The sequence below is a fragment of the Acidianus brierleyi genome (assembly GCF_003201835.2).
In the GTDB taxonomy this organism is placed as follows: Archaea; Thermoproteota; Thermoprotei_A; order Sulfolobales; family Sulfolobaceae; genus Aramenus; species Aramenus brierleyi.
Window position 1 is genome coordinate 2,606,036 of sequence record NZ_CP029289.2, and the last position, 17,927, is coordinate 2,623,962.

A 17,927-nucleotide genomic window follows, 5' to 3' on the forward strand; every position below is an offset into this window, starting at 1 on the left:
AAGCTTGTTTATATAAGTTAGTTATAGTCTGATTATACTTAAGTTTTTATTAGAAAAAAATAAAAATAATTACAATTATTGATAAAACTTTTATATATCTACGTTGATTTTTAATTAAGATGCAATATGAGTGTAGATAGAGACGAAGACTATATTGAGGGTATAAACAAGATTAAGGAAATAGTGATCTATCTTAATACTACAGGAGTTCTAGATAGTATATTGGACTTTGTAAAAGACGATAAGAAACTAAGAGCATTTTTACAATCTAAGAGTTTTAGAGCTATAATAGAAATGTTAGGTGATCTAAAAGAAATGATTGATAATGGTCAAGTCAGCTCAGAGGATTTCATTAACGGAACTATAGCAATTGCTAAACATATGGATAAGATAGGTAAAATACTCTCCACATTAGAGGCACACGGAGTTTTAGACGTTATGACTTCAGGATTATCTAAAGCTGCAGAAGCAATGGTGAATAATAATCAGTCCAATATAGTTGAATTATTGGCGTCCTTCGATGATCCTGACGTTAAGAAAACCCTAGCATATTTGAGATTCATGCTTAAAGAGTTAGGAAAAGCTTCTACACCAGTAATAAGAGACGGGGATCAAGCAAAATAATCCTTTTCGGTTGGGGATATCAAGTTTGTTAATTGTAAGAGCATAAGTATAGCGTTCTTAACTGCCTTTCCTTGAATAGTTATGCTATAATTGATTACAATAGGTCTATTGTTTACTATCTCCCTCTTTATTAATAATGATTCTTCCATTTCTTTCAATCTTATTGACAAAGATCTTTGGGTAATGCCATCTATTTTTCTCATGATTTCGTTAAATCTAAGAGCTCCGTATTTATCTAAAAGCAAAAGTATTGTAAGGGTATACTTTCTTGTTATCAATTCAAATATTTTTGGATTATATGTCATGCATAAATCTTTGTCTTCTCTTAAGGGGCAATCCATACTTTTATTACGAAAATTCCTTTAAAAAATTAATGTATATTTAAATGATCTCTTTATATTTTAAATGTATAATTAAGTATTTTGCTAATGATTTTTTCTAGGTCTACTAAGAATTCCTTATTGAAATCTCCTTCCATTAATAGCTTACTCATGTTATACAGTACTTTAAGATAAATCTCATAAAGCTCCGGATTTTCTCTTATAATTTTTATCATCTTATTTTGAGTATCTGGACTATAAACGTTATATCCTTCAGATTCAAGGAGAATATCCATTGCTATTTCTTCAATGCTTCTTAAAGCAAAAGAAAGGCAAATTATAGGATTAACAGTACTATAAGATATTTGAAAATATTTTATTGCTAAATCACGATGTTCACTCAATTTTAATCCCATTTAATATTTCATTAATTTCATTAGAAATATAATAATCTTCTAAAATGACTATAGCTTCTGGGTATTTGAATTTTATATCTAAGCCCATCTTTATTACCAAAATTACTGGTGTGAAAGGAGATGGAGGCCTATAATATATTATCAATTTTCCATGCTTATTTTCTTTTCTTGCTAATCCTAATCTAAATAATGAAACACCCGTTTCCGCGTCTACTATCTCATTTTCCAGATCTTCCACCAAACTTTACCGCCCTTATATATCTAGCTCCAGGTTTTCTAAGATCTTTTTGATCTAGTTTATATTTTATTCCTCCTAATACTTTAGCAGCAACATTAAATCTAGACCATTCCTCCATAATCTCAGCAAAAGCCCTAGCTTCATGAATACAAGCACCTACTGAAAGTATACCGTGGTTCATTAGTATAACTATCCTAGGAACTTTTGCTCCTTCACCTTTTACAGCATAGCCTACATTTTTTGCAAGTTCTATTGTACCAGGATGAGAATAAGGAATGATCTTTATATCTCCAAGTATAGCAGCTGCTTCCCCATGAGTTATTTCTAAAAATCCTGAAATAGCCATTCCCATAGTATATGGGGAATGCGCATGAATTACTGCGTTTACATCAGGCCTATTTTTATATACTTCCAAATGCATAAATGTTTCAATTGATGGTTTTAAGTCACCTTCTATAACGTTACCTTCCATGTCTATAGCTATTAGGTCTTCCGGCTCTAAACTAACTCTAGGATATCCTGAAGGTGTTATCCAGATTTTATTTGCCCCAGGTAATCTCGCGCTTTGATTTCCACCAGCATTACTAATCATACCTTTCCAATAAAGAGTTTTTACACTATTTACTATCTCCTTCTTTAACTGTTCTTCATCTGTTTGACACAATTTGCAGAAAGTATTTCCTATCATGTAAACCGTTTATCTCACCTCCTACATCTGGGGCTAACATTAACTAATTTATGCATTGCCCATATCCAACATGTTCCTTCTTGTGAAACCATTGGGGCACCTTTAGGATCTTCTGGTTTGCATGATTTCATATAAAGCGGACATTCTGGAGGATCTATTAACCCCATTACAACTTCCCCACATCTAGCTCCTGCTACATACTCATCTGAAGTTTTTGACCTATCTTTTAACCCATATTGTTCTCTGGCATTGATCTTATTGAAATCGTCTTTTAATCTAAATCCAGCTTTCGGAAACACAGCCACGCCTCTTACGTAACCGTCTTCTAAATCAAAAACTTTCTCCATTACTTCTTGGGCCTTTACATTTCCTTCCCAAGTTACTGACCTAGTATACTCATTTTCTATTTTTGGAGTGCCTTCTTCAATTTGCTTTAGGATCATATATATTGACATTAATACATCAATAGGTTCGAATCCTGTAGCTACCATTGGTTTTTTGGAATTTAAGAAATATCCATAATATGGCTTTAACCCAGTTATAGTTACAGAATGACCTGCCGAAATAAAGGCGTCTATTCCTAATACGTTGGACTCCATTACAGACCCTTGAATAGCTGGAGTATATCTATAAGATACTAAAAAACTGAGATTTTCTGGAACTCCCTTCAATATTTCAAAAGCGGTTGCAGGTGCCGTTGTATCCATTCCTACTGCAAAGAATAGGAATTGTTTATTTGGCTCCCTTCTTGCCATTTTTACTGCGTCTTGAACACCGTATATAACTCTAACATCTCCACCAAGTGCCTTAGCTTCTTCTAAAGACATTTTTGTTCCTCTAGCTCTACTCATATCTCCGTAGGTTGTCACTACAATACCGTCTAAAGCTAGTTTCACTGCATCGTCTATGTCAGTAGCCGGAGTTATACAAACTGGACATCCTGGTCCAGCTCTTACTTCTACATTATCTGGTAAAAGAGACCTAATACCGTAGTGAGTTATTGTCCACTCATGACTACCGCAGACATGCATTATCATTATTCCTTCATCGATTTTTTTAGCAATTTCATGAATCTTGATTCTTAAGGCTTTAGCTAGATGTGGATCTCTATAATATTTTAATAGAGAAAGATACTCACTCACGATTCTCCACCTACAACTTCATTAAAGTCCTGTTTCTTTTTCTCTTCTGGAAGATCATTAGTCATTTCGTTCCATAACTCTATAGACTTTCTGGCTTCCTCTTCATCTACTACTTGAATTGCATAACCTGCATGAACTAAAACATAGTCTCCTACTTTGGCATTAACTAAAGATAAAAGTATATTATCTCTTATAGTTCCATTTCCAAAATCTACTTTACCGAATTCATCGTTGATTTCTATTACCTTTCCGGGGAATGCTACACACATTTTTATTCACCATAAATTTTTCTCATTTCGTTCTTTTCATTTTCAGATAATTCATATACCGGATAATAATCTTCATCTACATAAAGCATTGGCACGTTACAATGCATGGGCATATATATTTCTTCTCCACAATCTTCACATCTTAAAATATCTATTTTTCTAAAGTTTCCTTTCTGATAATATTTCATTTCCTTTTGGCAGTGAATAGGGACTTTTTCTTCATGTCTACAAATCATGCAAACTAACTTAGCCATGGAAATTCACCTAACAAATTCTGGGTACTGGATCACCTAGAGGTCTCCCTATATATCTTTTACCTCCTATTACTGTTTCCATTACTACTCCTTCTACGTCTTTTGTAACTTCGCCTATTACTGCAGCGTCCTTTCCAAGCGGATTTGACCAAAGTTCGTTTAAAACGTCCTTTTCAAATTCTGGAGATACTGCAATTACAGCCTTTCCTTCATTTCCAAGTTCCATTATATCCATTCCCATGAATTCTACAGCAGATCTTACTTCGTCTCTTACTGGTATATTTTCTTCCTTTAAATAAATACCTAATTTTGATTTTTCAGACCAATCGTTTAATAAATCGGCTAAACCTCCACGTGTAGGATCTTTAGCGTCTGCTATTCCTCCTATTTCCATAATATCGTTCATAAGCTTATTTAATGGTGCTGCATCGGAGACAATGTTAGCTTGGAAGCCTATTCCCTCTCTAGAGGAAAGTATTGCAATTGCATGATCTCCTATACTCCCAGTTACTATTATTTTATCTCCTGGTCTTAGATTTAAAGGGACAAGCCATCTTAATGGTTCTCTAGTTTTTCTTAATGTCTCAATGTTATGATCTAATTGTCGTGATCTGAAGCCAATACCAGAAGTGTTTATAACTATTTTATCTATACTCCCTCTTTCCATTACTTTAGTATCTCCAGTTATTATGTGGACTCCGGCTTCGATTGAAGTATCCTTTATGCTTTTAACAATTTTCTCTAGATCTTCTTTTTTAAATCCTTCTTCAATAATTACTCCAAGACTTAGAGCTACAGGATCTCCACCCATCATAGCTATATCATTAACAGTTCCAGTAACACTAAGCCTTCCTATATCTCCTCCTTTGAAAAATATTGGCCTAACTATAAATGAGTCCGTAGTAAGAACTATATCGTTAACTATTGAACCATCGTCTAACATTCCTAAGTTAATTTCTCCAAATCCGTCATTGAGTTGGTAGAAAATTTCCTTAATTAACGAGTACATGTAAGATCCTCCAGCTCCATGGAGAAGAGTTATAACGTCCTTATTCATACTAATCATTTAATGTTTCTTTTTAAGGTTAATAAATTTATATTAGATAAATCATATGATTAACATGTTAAAAATACTAAATCGATTTTTTCAACCGACTATTACGGTTTTGACCATATTCAATACCTAAAAAGTATACTATAATATACCAGGATAAATTATTGCGTAAAAGATTAAAAACTTTCCCATAATTTATAATTTAGATTAAAATTGATTTCAAGTTTAGTATTAGCCTATATTATCTACGTGATTTTTATGACAGTCTTACTTTCAATAGCATTGGAGCTAGGAATTAAAGGAAATAATTTTTCCTTCATAATAATGATACTTACATACGTTAACACTGCGATATTTCTTGTTTTATTTTCTGGAACCTATGCATTGATAGCAATATCTATTTCTATAATTCTTATAATAATACCCATAGTAATTAAAAATCTAGGATTTAATATGTCTTCCTATATAGTTTTTCTTATATCTAATGAACTTATAATGAGTTTATTATATTATGTTATATTGAGAGGATTTGGAAACTCTATAATAGCGTTAAATTTTTACGGAACTGATATACCTACAGTGACTGTAAATTCTCCAATTCAGATTATTTATGCTTTGATCGAGCTTTCTAATTCGTTTATGTTTTTCTTAATGATATTTCCTGAAATAATATATTTTTCTTATAGAACTAAAAATCCATATTCACTATTTTTGAGCTCCTTAGCTTTAGGTGGGCCTAATATAGCTTCAGAAATGACTCATTCAATACTTCCCCTACCCTATGATCCTATAAAAGAAGCCTCAATTCTAGCTACAATACTATCTCTATTTTTTTCAATTTATTTATCTTTTAAATTCTTTAAAAGAGAACTTTCTTTGGATAAATATATAATTTTTATAATAGTTGATTTGTCTTTAAGTTTAAGTTCAGTCTATTATTCCCTTACAATAAACGAAATACCGTATGGTATAATCACACTTATTTCTATCTACTTATCACTTAGTGGACTTAAAATAAACATAAGACATTTTCCTAATATTCAACTATCTTTAATGATACCTCAGCTATTGTGGGGTTTTTCTATTGCAGTTTGGTATAATTTAATTCAATTTGAATATATATTAGGTATTTCCCTGGCACTATTATACGGATTGTCGCAATATGTCATGATTAAGTTAACATGAATTATATTTTCCTTCTAATTCTTTCCATTCTTATATCTTCTTCAAAATTTTTTAAAAAATCGTTAATCCATCTATTTATCAATGAGAAAGATACTCTTTCCATCCACCCCTCATATTCTAAAAATATTGATACTTTATTTGATTGAAGAGTAAACATTAGTTTTCCTGATCCAAAATCTTTTCCATGTCTCAAAGTAAATATACACGAAATTTCGTTTAATGAAGAATATACATTACCATTAAGCTCATGCTCTATTCCCATATACTTAGCTTTCCCATAAAAAGAAGATCCGTTTACTTTTAAATCTTTTATTGATTTAAATATTCTAGGTAATACAAAATTCGGATCAGAAAGTAATATCTTTAATGAATCCATAGTGTGTGAAGTATTTATCTCTGTGTGATATTTCACATTAAATAGAATAGTAATTAGGGCTAAAAAACTACTTATTAGCTACAGAATTTCACAAGATTAGTATTAGGACATTGGAAATAGTATGGGCTATTATACAAGGTAAAATTCCATATTTTCTAGAGACAAATCCTAACACTATACCAATTAAAATTGTATAAGCCACAAAAAACAGCCCGTCTAGAATATGATTAAACGACCATAAAATTGCTTGGATATATACATCATATTTACCGTCTTCTAAAATATATCCTCTATAAATACATTCTTCGCATATTCCTCCTATTATAGCAGGAAAAATCAATAATGGATAATTAAATATTATTGAATTATAAAGAGAATCGTAATATGGGAATATCATAATAAGAATAAGAATTATAGTTAGTAAAATACCTTTATTTATTGAGATATTTAACGAATTGTTTGTAATATTTTTAACTAATATTAATGAGATTATTTCTGCTAACGAGACTATTAATGCACCAAGGTATAATGATCTTTCAATGGAATATGCGTAAAATTCCCAAGGTATAGCAAGAATTGGTAGTATTATTCCTGAGAATAAGGATTCCATTCTCATATTAGTATTATTATAGTGTTTATATAAAAATATTATATAGATTAGTTAGGCATTGTTATTCTATAGCTTTTCAACTATTCTCCTGATAAGAATTCATTATTAGATATTTAAATTAAGTTTTAATCTAACATTCCAAAACAACATTATTCTAGAAATATTTTTATACAAGGTAAATAGCGAGTAATTTAATGGTAAGAATATTTATTGACCATATTCATACCAACAACGTAGAAAGTAAGGTGATAAGATGGATGGAATAGAATGGCTTAAGAGGGACGTTTTGCACATACTAGATTTGGTTCCGTTATCAACATCCAGTGTAGCACCTTCTTTTAGTATAGCCGCAGCTTATGGAAGCATGGTAGCTATAATGGGGCCTCAAGCTATAATGGCTGTAGTAGTTTCTTTCCCCTTTTTCCTTTTCGCCTCAATAATATTCCGAAAATTGAACAGAAAAGCTCCCCATTGTGGGGCGTCGTATCATTGGGGAACCAAATTCATAGGAAAGAAATATGGTTCATTTCAATTTTGGATTGTAACTTTAGCATATTTTCTTTCCTTACCTCCAATAATAATTCCTGCAGGAGAATATACTCTTGATCTACTTTTCAGACTTGGCCTAATTTCAAGGAGTATAGAACTTAGCGTATTTTGGGATTCTATTGTAGGAATAATCTGGGCAATTATAGCATCTGTACCTTTAATGCTTGGGGTTAAACCCACGGCAAGATTTACTGAAGTCTTCCTAATTATAGAACTAATTATTCTTAGTACTTTCATAGGAATAGGACTTTTGGCCTTACCCTCTCACGTAGTAAATTCTTTCAACTGGAACTGGTTTTTTAACGTAAAATGGTTCTCATCAAAGTTCTTTTTTGGATTAGCTGCAACTATGGTGATAGTTGCTACAATATTGGACGGTTGGGAAATAGATAGTTATGCAGCAGAAGAGTCTAAAAAACCTACTAGATGGCCTGGAACTTCAGGGATAATAGGCTTGATATCGGTTTTTATAATTTACATGATAACTATGCCTATAATGAATATAGAAACTCCAATAACATCTCTTTCTAGTGCAGTAGATCCTTTAGCAAGATGGTCCTCCTATGTGATTCCGCAATATGTATGGTTAATGGATATAGCTGTTATAACTTCTACCGCAAGTTCTCTGTGGTTAACTGCTTTCATATTAAGTAGAGCATGGTATTCTGGAGCTAGAGAAAATTTGATGCCTAAAATATTTGGCAAATTACATCCAAAATTTAAAAGTCCATGGATAAGCATTTTAATAATGACAGCCCTTGAAGTTTCTGTACAGACGCTGGAATTAACTTCTCCTACTGTCTCATCTTTCTTTGGTATTGTACTCACTGGTGCTGGAGCTTTTCTCTTAGTAGAGTTCGGAATAGATTCTATAACTGCGACTTATGTATGGTGGAAATCTCAAATTAACGACTATTCTGACATAATTCTAAGAATAATTTCTCCTATGACCGCTGTAGTAATGTTATCTACTGTATTTTTTGGAGTAATAGAAGCCGGTCCAGCATTCGGAATATCCACATTCTATTATGCTTTAACTATAGGTATAATGGCTTCATTTGGTATATTCTTCATTTTTAGATCTAAAAAAATGAATATAATTTCCCCTAAACTGGAGAGAGGAATCTCCTGAAATTCCCTAAATATACATTTTTTCCCATAATAGAGTTATCTAAGAAAACTATTTATTTATTAAAAATTATAGTACTTAACATGTCTAATATATCTCCGACAGGTATTTCTGAGAAAAAAATATCTTTTGAAGAAATAATATCAGAGTATTTAAAAATATGGAAAAATATTTACAACGAATTAGAGAAAAATAATATAAAGGCTCTTATTTACGGTTCAGTTGCCATCTATTATAAGTTAAGTAATTTGCCTGAAGCAATAGATTTAATTAAAAGCAATAGGAAGAATGGCCCTCAAGATCTTAATGTTATAGTACCTTTAAAATTCAGGGAGAAGTTTAAAGAGATTCTAATGAAAATGGAGTTTACGCCTTATTATCATCTAGAAGTCACTATGGGAAATCTAGCAAGTATGTTTCTATATAATCAATTCACAATTAAGGTATACTATATGGATAAAGCTGAATTTAATCATGATGTTGATATTGATTGGAATCAAGAATTTTCACTTAGTCTAACAGATTTATTGCTAACTAAGCTTCAGATTCATTATCCGACTGATAAAGATTCAGCTGATATTGCGGCTATCCTTCTAAAATACGATGAAATAGACAAGGAAAAGATATGCATTCAGACGTCAAAAGATTGGGGATTCTGGAAGGATGCTGTAGATAATCTAAATAATGCTAGAACCTATGTTTCAAGACTTCAGTCAAAGAGCGAGAAGCTAAAAAATATTATAACGGCCTCATTGAAGCTATATGGCCTGGTAAATAATTATCCTAAGCCTAATAATTGGAAACCTTTGAATGATGAAAAATATTGGAGAGATTTTTAAATGAAATATTTTCTAATATTCCTTGTATTAATTCCTTTTTTTGTTACTTATTCTCAAATAGGTTACATAGAATATACAATTTATTTAAATAATATGTCCACAGTCAGTGGTGTTACACCAAATTTTTTCTCTAGCATTTCCCCAACTTATATGGTAGTAGATTCTTCTGGATATGTGTTTGCTGCTGCAGTTAACGAAGTTTTCATCATAAATCCTTATGGTAAAGTAGTTGGAAAAATTGGGGTTCAAGGAGCAGAATATATATCGTATTGTAATGAAAATAATACTTTAATAGTTAGTAGTGGAACTTTACCTAATTTTACTATTTCATTTATATCTACAATTAATTTCACTATTATCAGGACTATAAATGTAAACGATTATCCTCTCTCGACATTGGAACACAATGGGAAAATATATGTAGGAACTTATGGGGGAGTAGGAATTTTAAACAATAGTAAGATAAACATTTTTGTAAATACTCCTGGACCCGTCGTTTCTTTAGCCTATTCTAATGGATATCTATATGCTGTAGGCTATAATTTTACTCAGAGTTATGGGTTCTTATTTATAATACATAATAATTCTGTCAAATCAATTATTCTTAGTACATTTCCTAATTTTATTTATGTATACAATAATAAGATTTACATTGCAGGAGACTTCAGTGTTATAATGATAAATCAAGAGAGTTTAAAAATACAGTATATAAATATTTCAGGAGAAAAATTTGAAGGAATAGTAGTAGATCCTAAAAATAATTTAACGTATGTAACTGCAGATAGTCTTTTCGGTCCTGATTATATTTTAGTTTTAAACGGTTCTAAGATATCTGGAGAGATTTATGGTGGAATAACTCCTATAGGAATAGTATTTGATAACGTTAGTAATTTTTTATTCATATCGAATTTCTTTGATGGAACAATATCGGTAATTTCTACTAATGGTTCTCAATATTATCAGGAAAATACTTATCAAATTCCAGTAAATCAGAATATTATAAGCAATAAGCCCAAGTTAGAATTTTATATTCAAGATATTATTTTCTTTGTGATAATTATTTTTATTATAGTTTTAACTTTGAGAAAGATAAGGAAATAGAATCAAGCATTAAGTGATTCTATTATCTCCTTTAAATCGCTTATTATCATTTTTTCTATTTTAGTGTTTAAATAATATCTGTAAATTGGTCTTCCTTTTTCTCCACTTCTTAATTTTTCCTTACTTACAAAACCGAGAGTTTCCAATATTTTTAAGGATCTAATAACTGTAGGCTTATTTTTATGAGTTTTATCTATAATATCTTTTATAGTAGCATTTTTCATTTCCTTTAAAGTTAGATATATTTCAATATCTGTATCATTTAGTCCATAAAGCATTCTTAATAATGAACTTATTGTCATTCTTTTACCAGACTTTGTTACAATCTCTTTTTTAATTTCTAGATTCTCCATAGTTGTATAATAATGTAAGTTTTTCCTTATAAATATTTTTCTTGCAATAGTTGAAATATAAGTTTATTATATTTAAGTTGCTATATAAATTTACAAAATATTTTTTTAGTAGTAATCAATCTTTGGGAATAATAAATAAATTATTTAAGAATAGAGTGAGAGACTTTAAATATGAAATTTAAAAAATGGAGAGACGTAATTAACGAAGGAACTCCTCTCAAATTATTATATTTCTATACTGATTGGTGTGAATATTGCGAAAAACAAAAAGAAATTCTAGATAAAATCCCAGATTGGGATAGTTTTTCCTATGCAGAAATAAATGCAGACGAGAGGCCAGATTTGGCTATAAGATATTCACCGCAGATTTATCCTTCAATTAGTATAATAACTGAAAATAACGTAGTAGGCGGACTATATGGTTACAACGATTCTCAACAAATTGAAGAAACTATGCTTATTGCTTTGGATCTTTATAATGGAGGTGGTAAACTATTTTCCGAAAAAAACCTAAAAAATGTATCAAAAAGGACTTATAATGTAACTGACGCAATAGATTTGATCAAGAGAAATTGTTTAGCATTTTTTGATATATATTATGGAGGATTCGAAAGAGAACCTAAATATTATCTTCCGAATGTTTTAAGATTTCTACTAAGAGATAAAAAAGATCCATATTCTCTTGAAGTTGTCAAATATACTGTTGACGCAGTTATATACAATTTATGGAACGAAGGATTTTATGCATACGCTAAAAAATATGATTGGAGCGAACCATCAAAGGAGAAACTCCTTGACATTAACGCAGAAATGGTAATAACTTTACTGGAAACTTATGAAAGAACTAAAGACGATTACTATTTAGGATATGCAATAGAAACAGGGAAATGGATTTTAAAAAATAGAGATAGAGAATTCTATCCTATAGCAGTAGGAGAAAATAAAGGAGGATATTATATGCCCGTTAATAGTGAAATAGGAGAAATGTTTTATTTACTTTATAAATATTCTAATATTTCGAAGTTTCTCGAAGAAAGTACAAGATTGGCTAAAATTCTCCCTGAAAAATTATCCCACAATCTAGAAAGTGATTCACCCTTATTTCTAATTGATATGGCATATTTACTAAGATTTTTATCATCAATGGGTAAAGGAATTGAACTAATACCAAAAATAAAAGATTTATTTTATGGCGGAGATGCTTTCTTTGACGTACCTCTTTCATTAGCCAGAGAAGAAAAAATTGGAAGATTTAAACTATTGACAGATAATTCAGTTCTAGCGCAAGCACTACTAAAATTAGGTGTTGTTAATGAAGCTACAAAAATAGCAAACTTCTTCCTTAAAAGTTTCTATAACTATACATATTTTTCTCAAGCAGAGTACGGTATGTTATTGGCGATGTTAAATGAAAATGTATAATATATATCTGAGTTTCGTCATAATAGGCCAAGTATTTTTTATTGCAGAATTAGCATCAATATTTCTATTATATCAGCTTTTTAACACAGAATACATTTATTTTGAAGCAATAAACTACTTTCTGCTATTTGCCATACAAATAATACTTATATTAACATTCTTGGTATATCTGAAAAATTCTAGACTTAAATTTACTTTACCAATATTACTTATCCCTGTTATAGGACAGATAATGGAAGGAATTTACGCCCTAATGATCACAAAAGGACAAAGAAAAATAAGACTTACTGTAATTTATTATGCATTATTCATTATTTCGGTTATAGCGTCAAGGTATGTTTACGTGCCTCCAGGTTTTCCGGCTCCGTTAAGTGCTCTTCAGACTTTTGGAATAACACTTGCAATATCAGACGTATTTAATGCATTACTTCTCATCTATCTATTCGTTCTTTTCAGAATCTGGGACAAGCAATAGTTCCTTTAACTTATTCTTCATCATGTCCTTACATTCCTTTCCCCATTCACTTAATGCGATTCCTTCTTCATTTTCAACTTCACATTCAATAATCTTAGTATCTTTAGGTAGAACGCCTAAAGAATTGGATGCTTTCAAAAAAGAATCCAAATCCATATAATAACCTCTTAAATTATTATATAAGTCCATAATAGACGACATTTTATCCTCTTCGATCTTAGGTGAATATATCCTTAATTCTTTCTTTCCTTTCTTATCACATGTTAGAATAATTAGCTTATCTGGTTGTAAAATCTGAAGTAAGGAAGCAGCTTTTAATGCACCTAAACTTAAATCCATAACTTCAATTCCTTCCTTTTTTAATTCGTCAATTAGAATTATAGGTATCGAATAATCTCCCTGATAGAGGTAACCTAGGGCTGCAATCAAATTTTAATCACCTATAATTTCCACAGAATCTAAAGCTCTTCTAAATTCGATAGAATTCATTATTTCATAAGCATTTAAAGTATTTTTGTCTGCACCCTTAAAGACTCCTATTTCCAACGTAATCGTTTTATTCATGTCCATGTATTTAAAACCATTTAATTTAGCTTGATGTTCCCACATTATTCCAGCTTCTACTTTTCTTTCTTTCAGCAAATAGTATATTTCTTTCAATTCATTGGTTGTTATAATTTTGTTTTCGTTCTTGCATCTTATTTGATAAATATCAATAAAAATACTACCTATCGTAAAATATTGTGGATTAGGAACTGCTATGCTATTTGGTTTACATATATCCTCCTTTTCTGTAGCCATAGACATTCTAAGTTTTGCGTAACTGCGTTTAAGTAAAAGCAAATCCCATTCCTTTAAAGCTTTCATCTGATTTGTTGGTAAAACAACTATTTTAGGTGATTTATTTATTATTAAATTACCTATTTTAATTTTTTCATTAAAAATCTGTTTAAATAATATTTCAGATGGAAAACTCTCTATAAAATATGAGATGTAATTATCATCAAATATTTTCACTAATTTAGGTAAAAATTCTTTTAATGAATTATCAAAGAATATTGTCAAGTTAGCATCTATATTTCCCCATATATCTTCTAAATTATTAGAACTTGAGGTTAAATCTATCATTATTTTCTAATTTATCTGTTAAGCTAATAAGCTTAAAATTAAAATGATCAATAAAAAGAATATTTATAAAATAATTGATTATCAAGAATATCAAGAAAATCCTAGTTATTAAGAACTTATATTAAAAAAATTTATAAATATGGTATCATAGAATATACCAGATAAATGGTGAGATAGTGGGATTAACAAGAAGGGAATTTTTAAAACTATCAGGAGTAACTGCATTAGGTACTACACTAGCGCTTAGTGGATTGTCATTAGACGAATTAAGAGCAAAGGCACAAGATTCAGACCAACCTATAAATATAATATGGACAGGAAATGGATGGTGCGGTGGAAACACTATAGCATTTATAGATGCTATGAATCCCTCTCTAGAAAACGTCTTCACTGGAGTATATTTCGATGATAAAGCAATAACATTAAGGCAACCTAGCATCTCAGATTTAGGCAATGTGAATTTAGTTTATCATCCTATTTTAATGCCTCAAGACAGCATGGCCTACGCTACAATGGAAATGGCATTAAATGGAGAGTTAGATCCATATGTCCTAGTAGTTGAAGGAACACTTTTTGATGAGTTCGCATTATATCCTAGAGATGTTTATAACGGAGTGCCATACACATATAAGAAAAATCAATTCTGGTGCTCTGCTGGAAGAAAACCTGATGGTAGTGTATTACTATGTGAAGAATTTGTATTTAACCTAATGAAGAAAGCTTACGCTGTCGCTGCAACTGGAGCATGTGCTACTTACGGAGGAATTCCGGCTACTACTAACGGATTAGGTAAAAGATCACCAACATATGCAATGGGGATGCTAGATGATCCTTATAGAGGTATATACGGATTCCCATATTATGCATATCAAGTTTATCAAAAAGACCTAGCTCCAGATATAATTGACGAAGATATATTTTCAGTTACAAATTCTACTGTAAATACCTCATGGCCAGGCCCTAGTTATCATTGGAAATCAGTAGGAGGATTACCAATTATTGCAATTGCTGCAGATCCTCCAGCAGGTGATTGGATAATGAAAACGTTACTTTCAATAGTACTTTACGCTAGAGGAATAGGTCCCAATCCAGCAGATGATTTAGATGTGTTTAACAGACCTAAATTCTTTTATGGAAACGAGACACATCAGAACTGTCCAAGAGCCGGATTCTTTTCTGAGGGAGTATTTGCGTATGAATTTGGTGATCCTCAGTGCACTTATAGTCTAGGATGTAAGGGAACAGAAGCTAATAGTCCTGCGCCTAGATTGGGATGGCTAGGAGGAGTTGGAGGCTGCACAAGAGGCGGAGCATGCATAGCTTGTACTGCACCAGGATTTCCAGATTTATATGAACCTTTCTACGCTCCACCTAACGCTCCTACGATCCCTAGTACTACATTATTTGCTGCAGCTGCTGCAGCAGGAATAATAGTAGGTGTAGGTAGTTATGCATTTTCTAGGAGAAGAAGAACTCCACCAGCATTAAAACAAACGGAGAAGAGGTGAGAAAAATGGCAACAACTCCCTATTATTTCACGTTTGATTGGACAAAGCCAGTATTAATAGAACCAATAGTTAGAATAAAACCAGAATTAGGAATTCAAGTTACTTATGATTTTTCTACAAATAGAGCAAACGACGCTTACGCTGCAGCAGGAATGTTTAGAGGATTTGAAATCTTCATGAGGAACAAACCTGGACCTGACGTTATCATGTTATCAAGTAGGGAATGTGGAATATGTGGCGAACATCATCAATATATAGAGAGAATAGCTCAGGAAATGGCTCAAGCAGGAAATGCACCTCCGCCTTTAGGATTGGAGGGAATAGTTTTAGGAATAGATGCTGCAATGACCTACGATGCTACTGCACACTTAACTGCATTAGGAGGACCAGACTGGAGTTCATTATTCTTCAAGATAGCAGGATACTTTCCAAAAGAGATATACGAAATAGCCCAACAGACACCATTAAGTAAGGTTGCACAATATTCTGAAGCATTTCCTATGGGAGCACCAACAGAACTAGAGATGGCTGGAGTTAAGATAAAGACTGTATCCGATATAATGGATGCTTTAGTTCCTATAATTGGAGCATATTTCTTGGAAGGTGCATATTCATGGAGAATACTCCATGAAGCTGAACTTCTATATTACCTAAGAATTCCGCATCCCATAACTATGGTTCCTGGAGGCATAGGAGTTCCACCAACGGTAGAAAACTTGCAGAGATACCTACAGAGAATGATCAATGGAACAGCATGGTTAATGAAACAAATGGCTGCATACGAATATTTAGATTTGTTCTTGGCAGATTATAATAACGTATTTGGAATTCAAGCTCTATATGATAAGCTAAATGGAACTTTAGGTTTTGCAGAAGAGGGAAATAGACCAGGGAACTTCGTATCATATGGACAAAGCGATGTTTCTGAGACTCCTTCAGTTACACCTTCAACTACTAAAGTAGCTCCTTATGATGCTACGTACGCAAATATGGGAGCATGGGGGAGAGCAAGAGTAGTAAAGCCTGGACTAGTTATTCAACAATCTGCTTCATCTCCTCCAACGTTAGTAACTAATGATCTTATAGACATTAACCTAGGAATAAGAGAGTTTGTAGAATCTTCTTGGTATAATCCTTGGTATAAGGATGGAAGTTTTGCTTCAGAAGTTCCCTCTGAAGTAGCAGGTATAGAAGAAGATCCTATAGGGAATAAGGTAAGCTATTATCATCCATGGAGAAAATGGACAATGCCAAGTCCTCAGCCTAGACCAATACCCATGGCATATCCTACTCCTTATTCATGGGCAGTATCACCTAGATTTGTACCTTATCAAGGATATAAGCCTATATCTAACTTGTACTATAATGTAGAAGCAGATCCTCAAGCTGTAATGTATGCTCAAGTTCTTCAACCTCAAGCTCCAACACCTATATATTCATCATATTATTCGGTAGCTGGCTTAGGTGCAGAATACAATAGTAATGAAATGAGCGTTAAATTCTATTTGCCTACAGTAAATACTGAAACTGTTAAGTTACCTCCAGAGTTTCAACAAGGAAAGGAAATAGAGTTCAAATACGTAGCTCCATATAAACTTTCTGGAGGAAAAATAGTAACAAATGCTATAGAGAGAATGAGAGCAAGAGCGTTTGAGGCAGGATTAGACGGAATGGGAATGTGGATAGCCTGGTTTACTGCAATGAAATGGTTAAGGGAAGGTAAAACGCAAGTTAGTAGTATGCCTCCATCAAGCTGGACGTACGTAAAGAACACTAATCAAGACGTGGCTATAGGTGTAGGTATGAAAGAAGCTCCAAGAGGAGCACAATATCATTCAGAAGTTTTTGCTACAGGTAAAGGAGTTACTGTGCCAACAATTAATCCTCAACAGATGCAGCCTACTACTGTAAATGCTGGTCCCAGAGTTAAATTAACATATGATGACGGTATACAAACTATAAAGCCAGCTTCTCCTACTCATGGTGCTGGAACTTTTGAAGAAACAATAATGGGAAATCCAGATTATAATATTCTAGGAACTCCAAGACTTACAATAATTCCTACTGATCAATGGGACGGATTCGAATTTGCTCAGACACTTAGATCTTTTGATCCTTGCTTCGTATGCGGTGTTCACATGGTTTTACCAAATGGTAGAGTAAGATTCCAAACATTAGGAGCTCCAGTAGATCTAAGTAACGTATTAAAAGTCTTCTACAGATATGCAGCACAATTAAGGTGAAGAC

The 17,927-nt window shown here is 32.1% G+C and carries 22 protein-coding genes; 9 read left to right on the forward strand and 13 right to left on the reverse strand.

What is annotated here, in order from left to right; genetic code table 11:
- The first annotated feature begins 126 nt into the window (after positions 1 to 126).
- Positions 127 to 624 carry a helical membrane plugin domain-containing protein gene (locus DFR85_RS29955; RefSeq protein WP_110271433.1) on the forward strand — a complete coding sequence of 166 codons (498 nt, stop codon included), beginning with the start codon at positions 127 to 129 and terminating at the stop codon, positions 622 to 624.
- Here DFR85_RS29955 and DFR85_RS29960 read toward each other — a convergent pair.
- The 8 genes from DFR85_RS29960 to hypE are packed head-to-tail and all read right to left on the reverse strand — an operon-like array spanning position 612 to position 5,008.
- On the reverse strand, positions 612 to 965 hold the full coding sequence (locus tag DFR85_RS29960) for a winged helix-turn-helix transcriptional regulator (protein ID WP_110271434.1): 354 nt from the start codon (positions 963 to 965) through the stop codon (positions 612 to 614). The two genes, DFR85_RS29955 and DFR85_RS29960, sit on opposite strands and share 13 nt — an antisense overlap.
- Before the next feature lie 53 nt (positions 966 to 1,018).
- The gene (locus DFR85_RS29965) at positions 1,019 to 1,348 is read right to left on the reverse strand and encodes a hypothetical protein (RefSeq protein ID WP_162582870.1); all 330 of its coding nucleotides are present in this window, start codon (positions 1,346 to 1,348) and stop codon (positions 1,019 to 1,021) included.
- The gene (locus DFR85_RS29970) at positions 1,341 to 1,601 is read right to left on the reverse strand and encodes a hypothetical protein (RefSeq protein WP_162582871.1); all 261 of its coding nucleotides are present in this window, start codon (positions 1,599 to 1,601) and stop codon (positions 1,341 to 1,343) included. Before DFR85_RS29970 ends, DFR85_RS29965 begins: the two co-directional genes overlap by 8 nt.
- Positions 1,579 to 2,262, reverse strand: coding sequence for a class II aldolase/adducin family protein (locus tag DFR85_RS29975; RefSeq protein WP_246252918.1), 684 nt, complete (start codon positions 2,260 to 2,262; stop codon positions 1,579 to 1,581). Before DFR85_RS29975 ends, DFR85_RS29970 begins: the two co-directional genes overlap by 23 nt.
- 38 nt (positions 2,263 to 2,300) lie before the next feature.
- Positions 2,301 to 3,428 (reverse strand): hydrogenase formation protein HypD, encoded by a 1,128-nt coding sequence (hypD, locus tag DFR85_RS29980; RefSeq protein ID WP_110271438.1) that lies wholly within the window; start codon positions 3,426 to 3,428, stop codon positions 2,301 to 2,303.
- Positions 3,425 to 3,697 carry a HypC/HybG/HupF family hydrogenase formation chaperone gene (locus tag DFR85_RS29985; RefSeq protein WP_110271439.1) on the reverse strand — a complete coding sequence of 91 codons (273 nt, stop codon included), beginning with the start codon at positions 3,695 to 3,697 and terminating at the stop codon, positions 3,425 to 3,427. Before DFR85_RS29985 ends, hypD begins: the two co-directional genes overlap by 4 nt.
- Before the next feature lie 2 nt (positions 3,698 to 3,699).
- Entirely contained in the window at positions 3,700 to 3,951 is a 252-nt protein-coding gene (locus DFR85_RS29990; RefSeq protein ID WP_210433918.1) for a hypothetical protein, read from the reverse strand.
- Positions 3,952 to 3,961: 10 nt separating this feature from the next.
- Entirely contained in the window at positions 3,962 to 5,008 is a 1,047-nt protein-coding gene (gene hypE, locus DFR85_RS29995; RefSeq protein ID WP_246252919.1) for a hydrogenase expression/formation protein HypE, read from the reverse strand.
- 255 nt (positions 5,009 to 5,263) lie between these two features.
- Between hypE and DFR85_RS30000 the strand changes: the two genes are divergently transcribed.
- Positions 5,264 to 6,190, forward strand: a complete 927-nt coding sequence (locus DFR85_RS30000) for a hypothetical protein (protein ID WP_246252920.1) — start codon at positions 5,264 to 5,266, stop codon at positions 6,188 to 6,190.
- Between the two features lies 1 nt (position 6,191).
- On the opposite strand, the gene DFR85_RS30005 is transcribed toward DFR85_RS30000, so the two are convergent.
- Together DFR85_RS30005 and DFR85_RS30010 are read right to left on the reverse strand one after the other, a co-directional pair.
- Positions 6,192 to 6,602 (reverse strand): DUF3211 domain-containing protein, encoded by a 411-nt coding sequence (locus tag DFR85_RS30005; RefSeq protein ID WP_110271442.1) that lies wholly within the window; start codon positions 6,600 to 6,602, stop codon positions 6,192 to 6,194.
- A gap of 52 nt (positions 6,603 to 6,654) precedes the next feature.
- Positions 6,655 to 7,182, reverse strand: coding sequence for a CPBP family intramembrane glutamic endopeptidase (locus DFR85_RS30010; RefSeq protein WP_110271443.1), 528 nt, complete (start codon positions 7,180 to 7,182; stop codon positions 6,655 to 6,657).
- A gap of 247 nt (positions 7,183 to 7,429) precedes the next feature.
- On the opposite strand from DFR85_RS30010, the gene DFR85_RS30015 reads away from it, so the two are divergent.
- The 3 genes from DFR85_RS30015 (at position 7,430) to DFR85_RS30025 (ending at position 10,794) form a co-directional block, all read left to right on the forward strand.
- Positions 7,430 to 8,857, forward strand: coding sequence for an APC family permease (locus DFR85_RS30015; RefSeq protein WP_110271444.1), 1,428 nt, complete (start codon positions 7,430 to 7,432; stop codon positions 8,855 to 8,857).
- Between the two features lie 80 nt (positions 8,858 to 8,937).
- Positions 8,938 to 9,693, forward strand: a complete 756-nt coding sequence (locus DFR85_RS30020) for a hypothetical protein (protein WP_110271445.1) — start codon at positions 8,938 to 8,940, stop codon at positions 9,691 to 9,693.
- Positions 9,694 to 10,794 (forward strand): YncE family protein, encoded by a 1,101-nt coding sequence (locus DFR85_RS30025; RefSeq protein ID WP_110271446.1) that lies wholly within the window; start codon positions 9,694 to 9,696, stop codon positions 10,792 to 10,794.
- A gap of 2 nt (positions 10,795 to 10,796) precedes the next feature.
- Here DFR85_RS30025 and lrs14 read toward each other — a convergent pair whose 3' ends face one another.
- Positions 10,797 to 11,147: an Lrs14 family HTH-type transcriptional regulator gene (gene lrs14 / locus DFR85_RS30030; protein ID WP_110271447.1), complete on the reverse strand. Its 351-nt coding sequence runs from the start codon at positions 11,145 to 11,147 to the stop codon at positions 10,797 to 10,799.
- Between the two features lie 171 nt (positions 11,148 to 11,318).
- Here lrs14 and DFR85_RS30035 point away from each other — a divergent pair, with 171 nt between their 5' ends.
- Both DFR85_RS30035 and DFR85_RS30040 read left to right on the forward strand, forming a co-directional pair.
- On the forward strand, positions 11,319 to 12,569 hold the full coding sequence (locus tag DFR85_RS30035; protein WP_110271448.1) for a thioredoxin family protein: 1,251 nt from the start codon (positions 11,319 to 11,321) through the stop codon (positions 12,567 to 12,569).
- Positions 12,556 to 13,044: a hypothetical protein gene (locus DFR85_RS30040; protein WP_110271449.1), complete on the forward strand. Its 489-nt coding sequence runs from the start codon at positions 12,556 to 12,558 to the stop codon at positions 13,042 to 13,044. The genes DFR85_RS30035 and DFR85_RS30040 overlap by 14 nt, the downstream gene beginning before the upstream one ends.
- On the opposite strand, the gene DFR85_RS30045 is transcribed toward DFR85_RS30040, so the two are convergent.
- Both DFR85_RS30045 and DFR85_RS30050 read right to left on the reverse strand, forming a co-directional pair.
- Positions 13,009 to 13,473, reverse strand: coding sequence for a hypothetical protein (locus tag DFR85_RS30045; RefSeq protein WP_110271450.1), 465 nt, complete (start codon positions 13,471 to 13,473; stop codon positions 13,009 to 13,011). The two genes, DFR85_RS30040 and DFR85_RS30045, sit on opposite strands and share 36 nt — an antisense overlap.
- A gap of 3 nt (positions 13,474 to 13,476) precedes the next feature.
- Entirely contained in the window at positions 13,477 to 14,172 is a 696-nt protein-coding gene (locus DFR85_RS30050; RefSeq protein ID WP_110271451.1) for a hypothetical protein, read from the reverse strand.
- A gap of 176 nt (positions 14,173 to 14,348) precedes the next feature.
- Here DFR85_RS30050 and DFR85_RS30055 point away from each other — a divergent pair, with 176 nt between their 5' ends.
- A complete protein-coding gene (locus DFR85_RS30055) occupies positions 14,349 to 15,680 on the forward strand; it encodes an NADH-quinone oxidoreductase subunit B family protein (protein WP_110271452.1) in 1,332 nt (443 codons plus the stop codon).
- Between the two features lie 5 nt (positions 15,681 to 15,685).
- Positions 15,686 to 17,923 carry a Ni Fe-hydrogenase I large subunit gene (locus DFR85_RS30060; RefSeq protein ID WP_110271932.1) on the forward strand — a complete coding sequence of 746 codons (2,238 nt, stop codon included), beginning with the start codon at positions 15,686 to 15,688 and terminating at the stop codon, positions 17,921 to 17,923.
- The last annotated feature ends 4 nt before the right edge of the window (positions 17,924 to 17,927 follow it).

Coding starts and splice junctions, on each gene's coding strand:
- DFR85_RS29955 (WP_110271433.1), top strand. CDS start 127: ATGAGTGTAGATAGAGACGAAGACTATATTGAGGGTATAAACAAGATT.
- DFR85_RS29960 (WP_110271434.1), bottom strand. CDS start 965: ATGGATTGCCCCTTAAGAGAAGACAAAGATTTATGCATGACATATAAT.
- DFR85_RS29985 (WP_110271439.1), bottom strand. CDS start 3,697: ATGTGTGTAGCATTCCCCGGAAAGGTAATAGAAATCAACGATGAATTC.
- DFR85_RS29990 (WP_210433918.1), bottom strand. CDS start 3,951: ATGGCTAAGTTAGTTTGCATGATTTGTAGACATGAAGAAAAAGTCCCT.
- hypE (WP_246252919.1), bottom strand. CDS start 5,008: ATGAATAAGGACGTTATAACTCTTCTCCATGGAGCTGGAGGATCTTAC.
- DFR85_RS30000 (WP_246252920.1), top strand. CDS start 5,264: ATGACAGTCTTACTTTCAATAGCATTGGAGCTAGGAATTAAAGGAAAT.
- DFR85_RS30010 (WP_110271443.1), bottom strand. CDS start 7,182: ATGAGAATGGAATCCTTATTCTCAGGAATAATACTACCAATTCTTGCT.
- DFR85_RS30015 (WP_110271444.1), top strand. CDS start 7,430: ATGGATGGAATAGAATGGCTTAAGAGGGACGTTTTGCACATACTAGAT.
- DFR85_RS30020 (WP_110271445.1), top strand. CDS start 8,938: ATGTCTAATATATCTCCGACAGGTATTTCTGAGAAAAAAATATCTTTT.
- DFR85_RS30025 (WP_110271446.1), top strand. CDS start 9,694: ATGAAATATTTTCTAATATTCCTTGTATTAATTCCTTTTTTTGTTACT.
- lrs14 (WP_110271447.1), bottom strand. CDS start 11,147: ATGGAGAATCTAGAAATTAAAAAAGAGATTGTAACAAAGTCTGGTAAA.
- DFR85_RS30035 (WP_110271448.1), top strand. CDS start 11,319: ATGAAATTTAAAAAATGGAGAGACGTAATTAACGAAGGAACTCCTCTC.
- DFR85_RS30040 (WP_110271449.1), top strand. CDS start 12,556: ATGAAAATGTATAATATATATCTGAGTTTCGTCATAATAGGCCAAGTA.
- DFR85_RS30050 (WP_110271451.1), bottom strand. CDS start 14,172: ATGATAGATTTAACCTCAAGTTCTAATAATTTAGAAGATATATGGGGA.
- DFR85_RS30060 (WP_110271932.1), top strand. CDS start 15,686: ATGGCAACAACTCCCTATTATTTCACGTTTGATTGGACAAAGCCAGTA.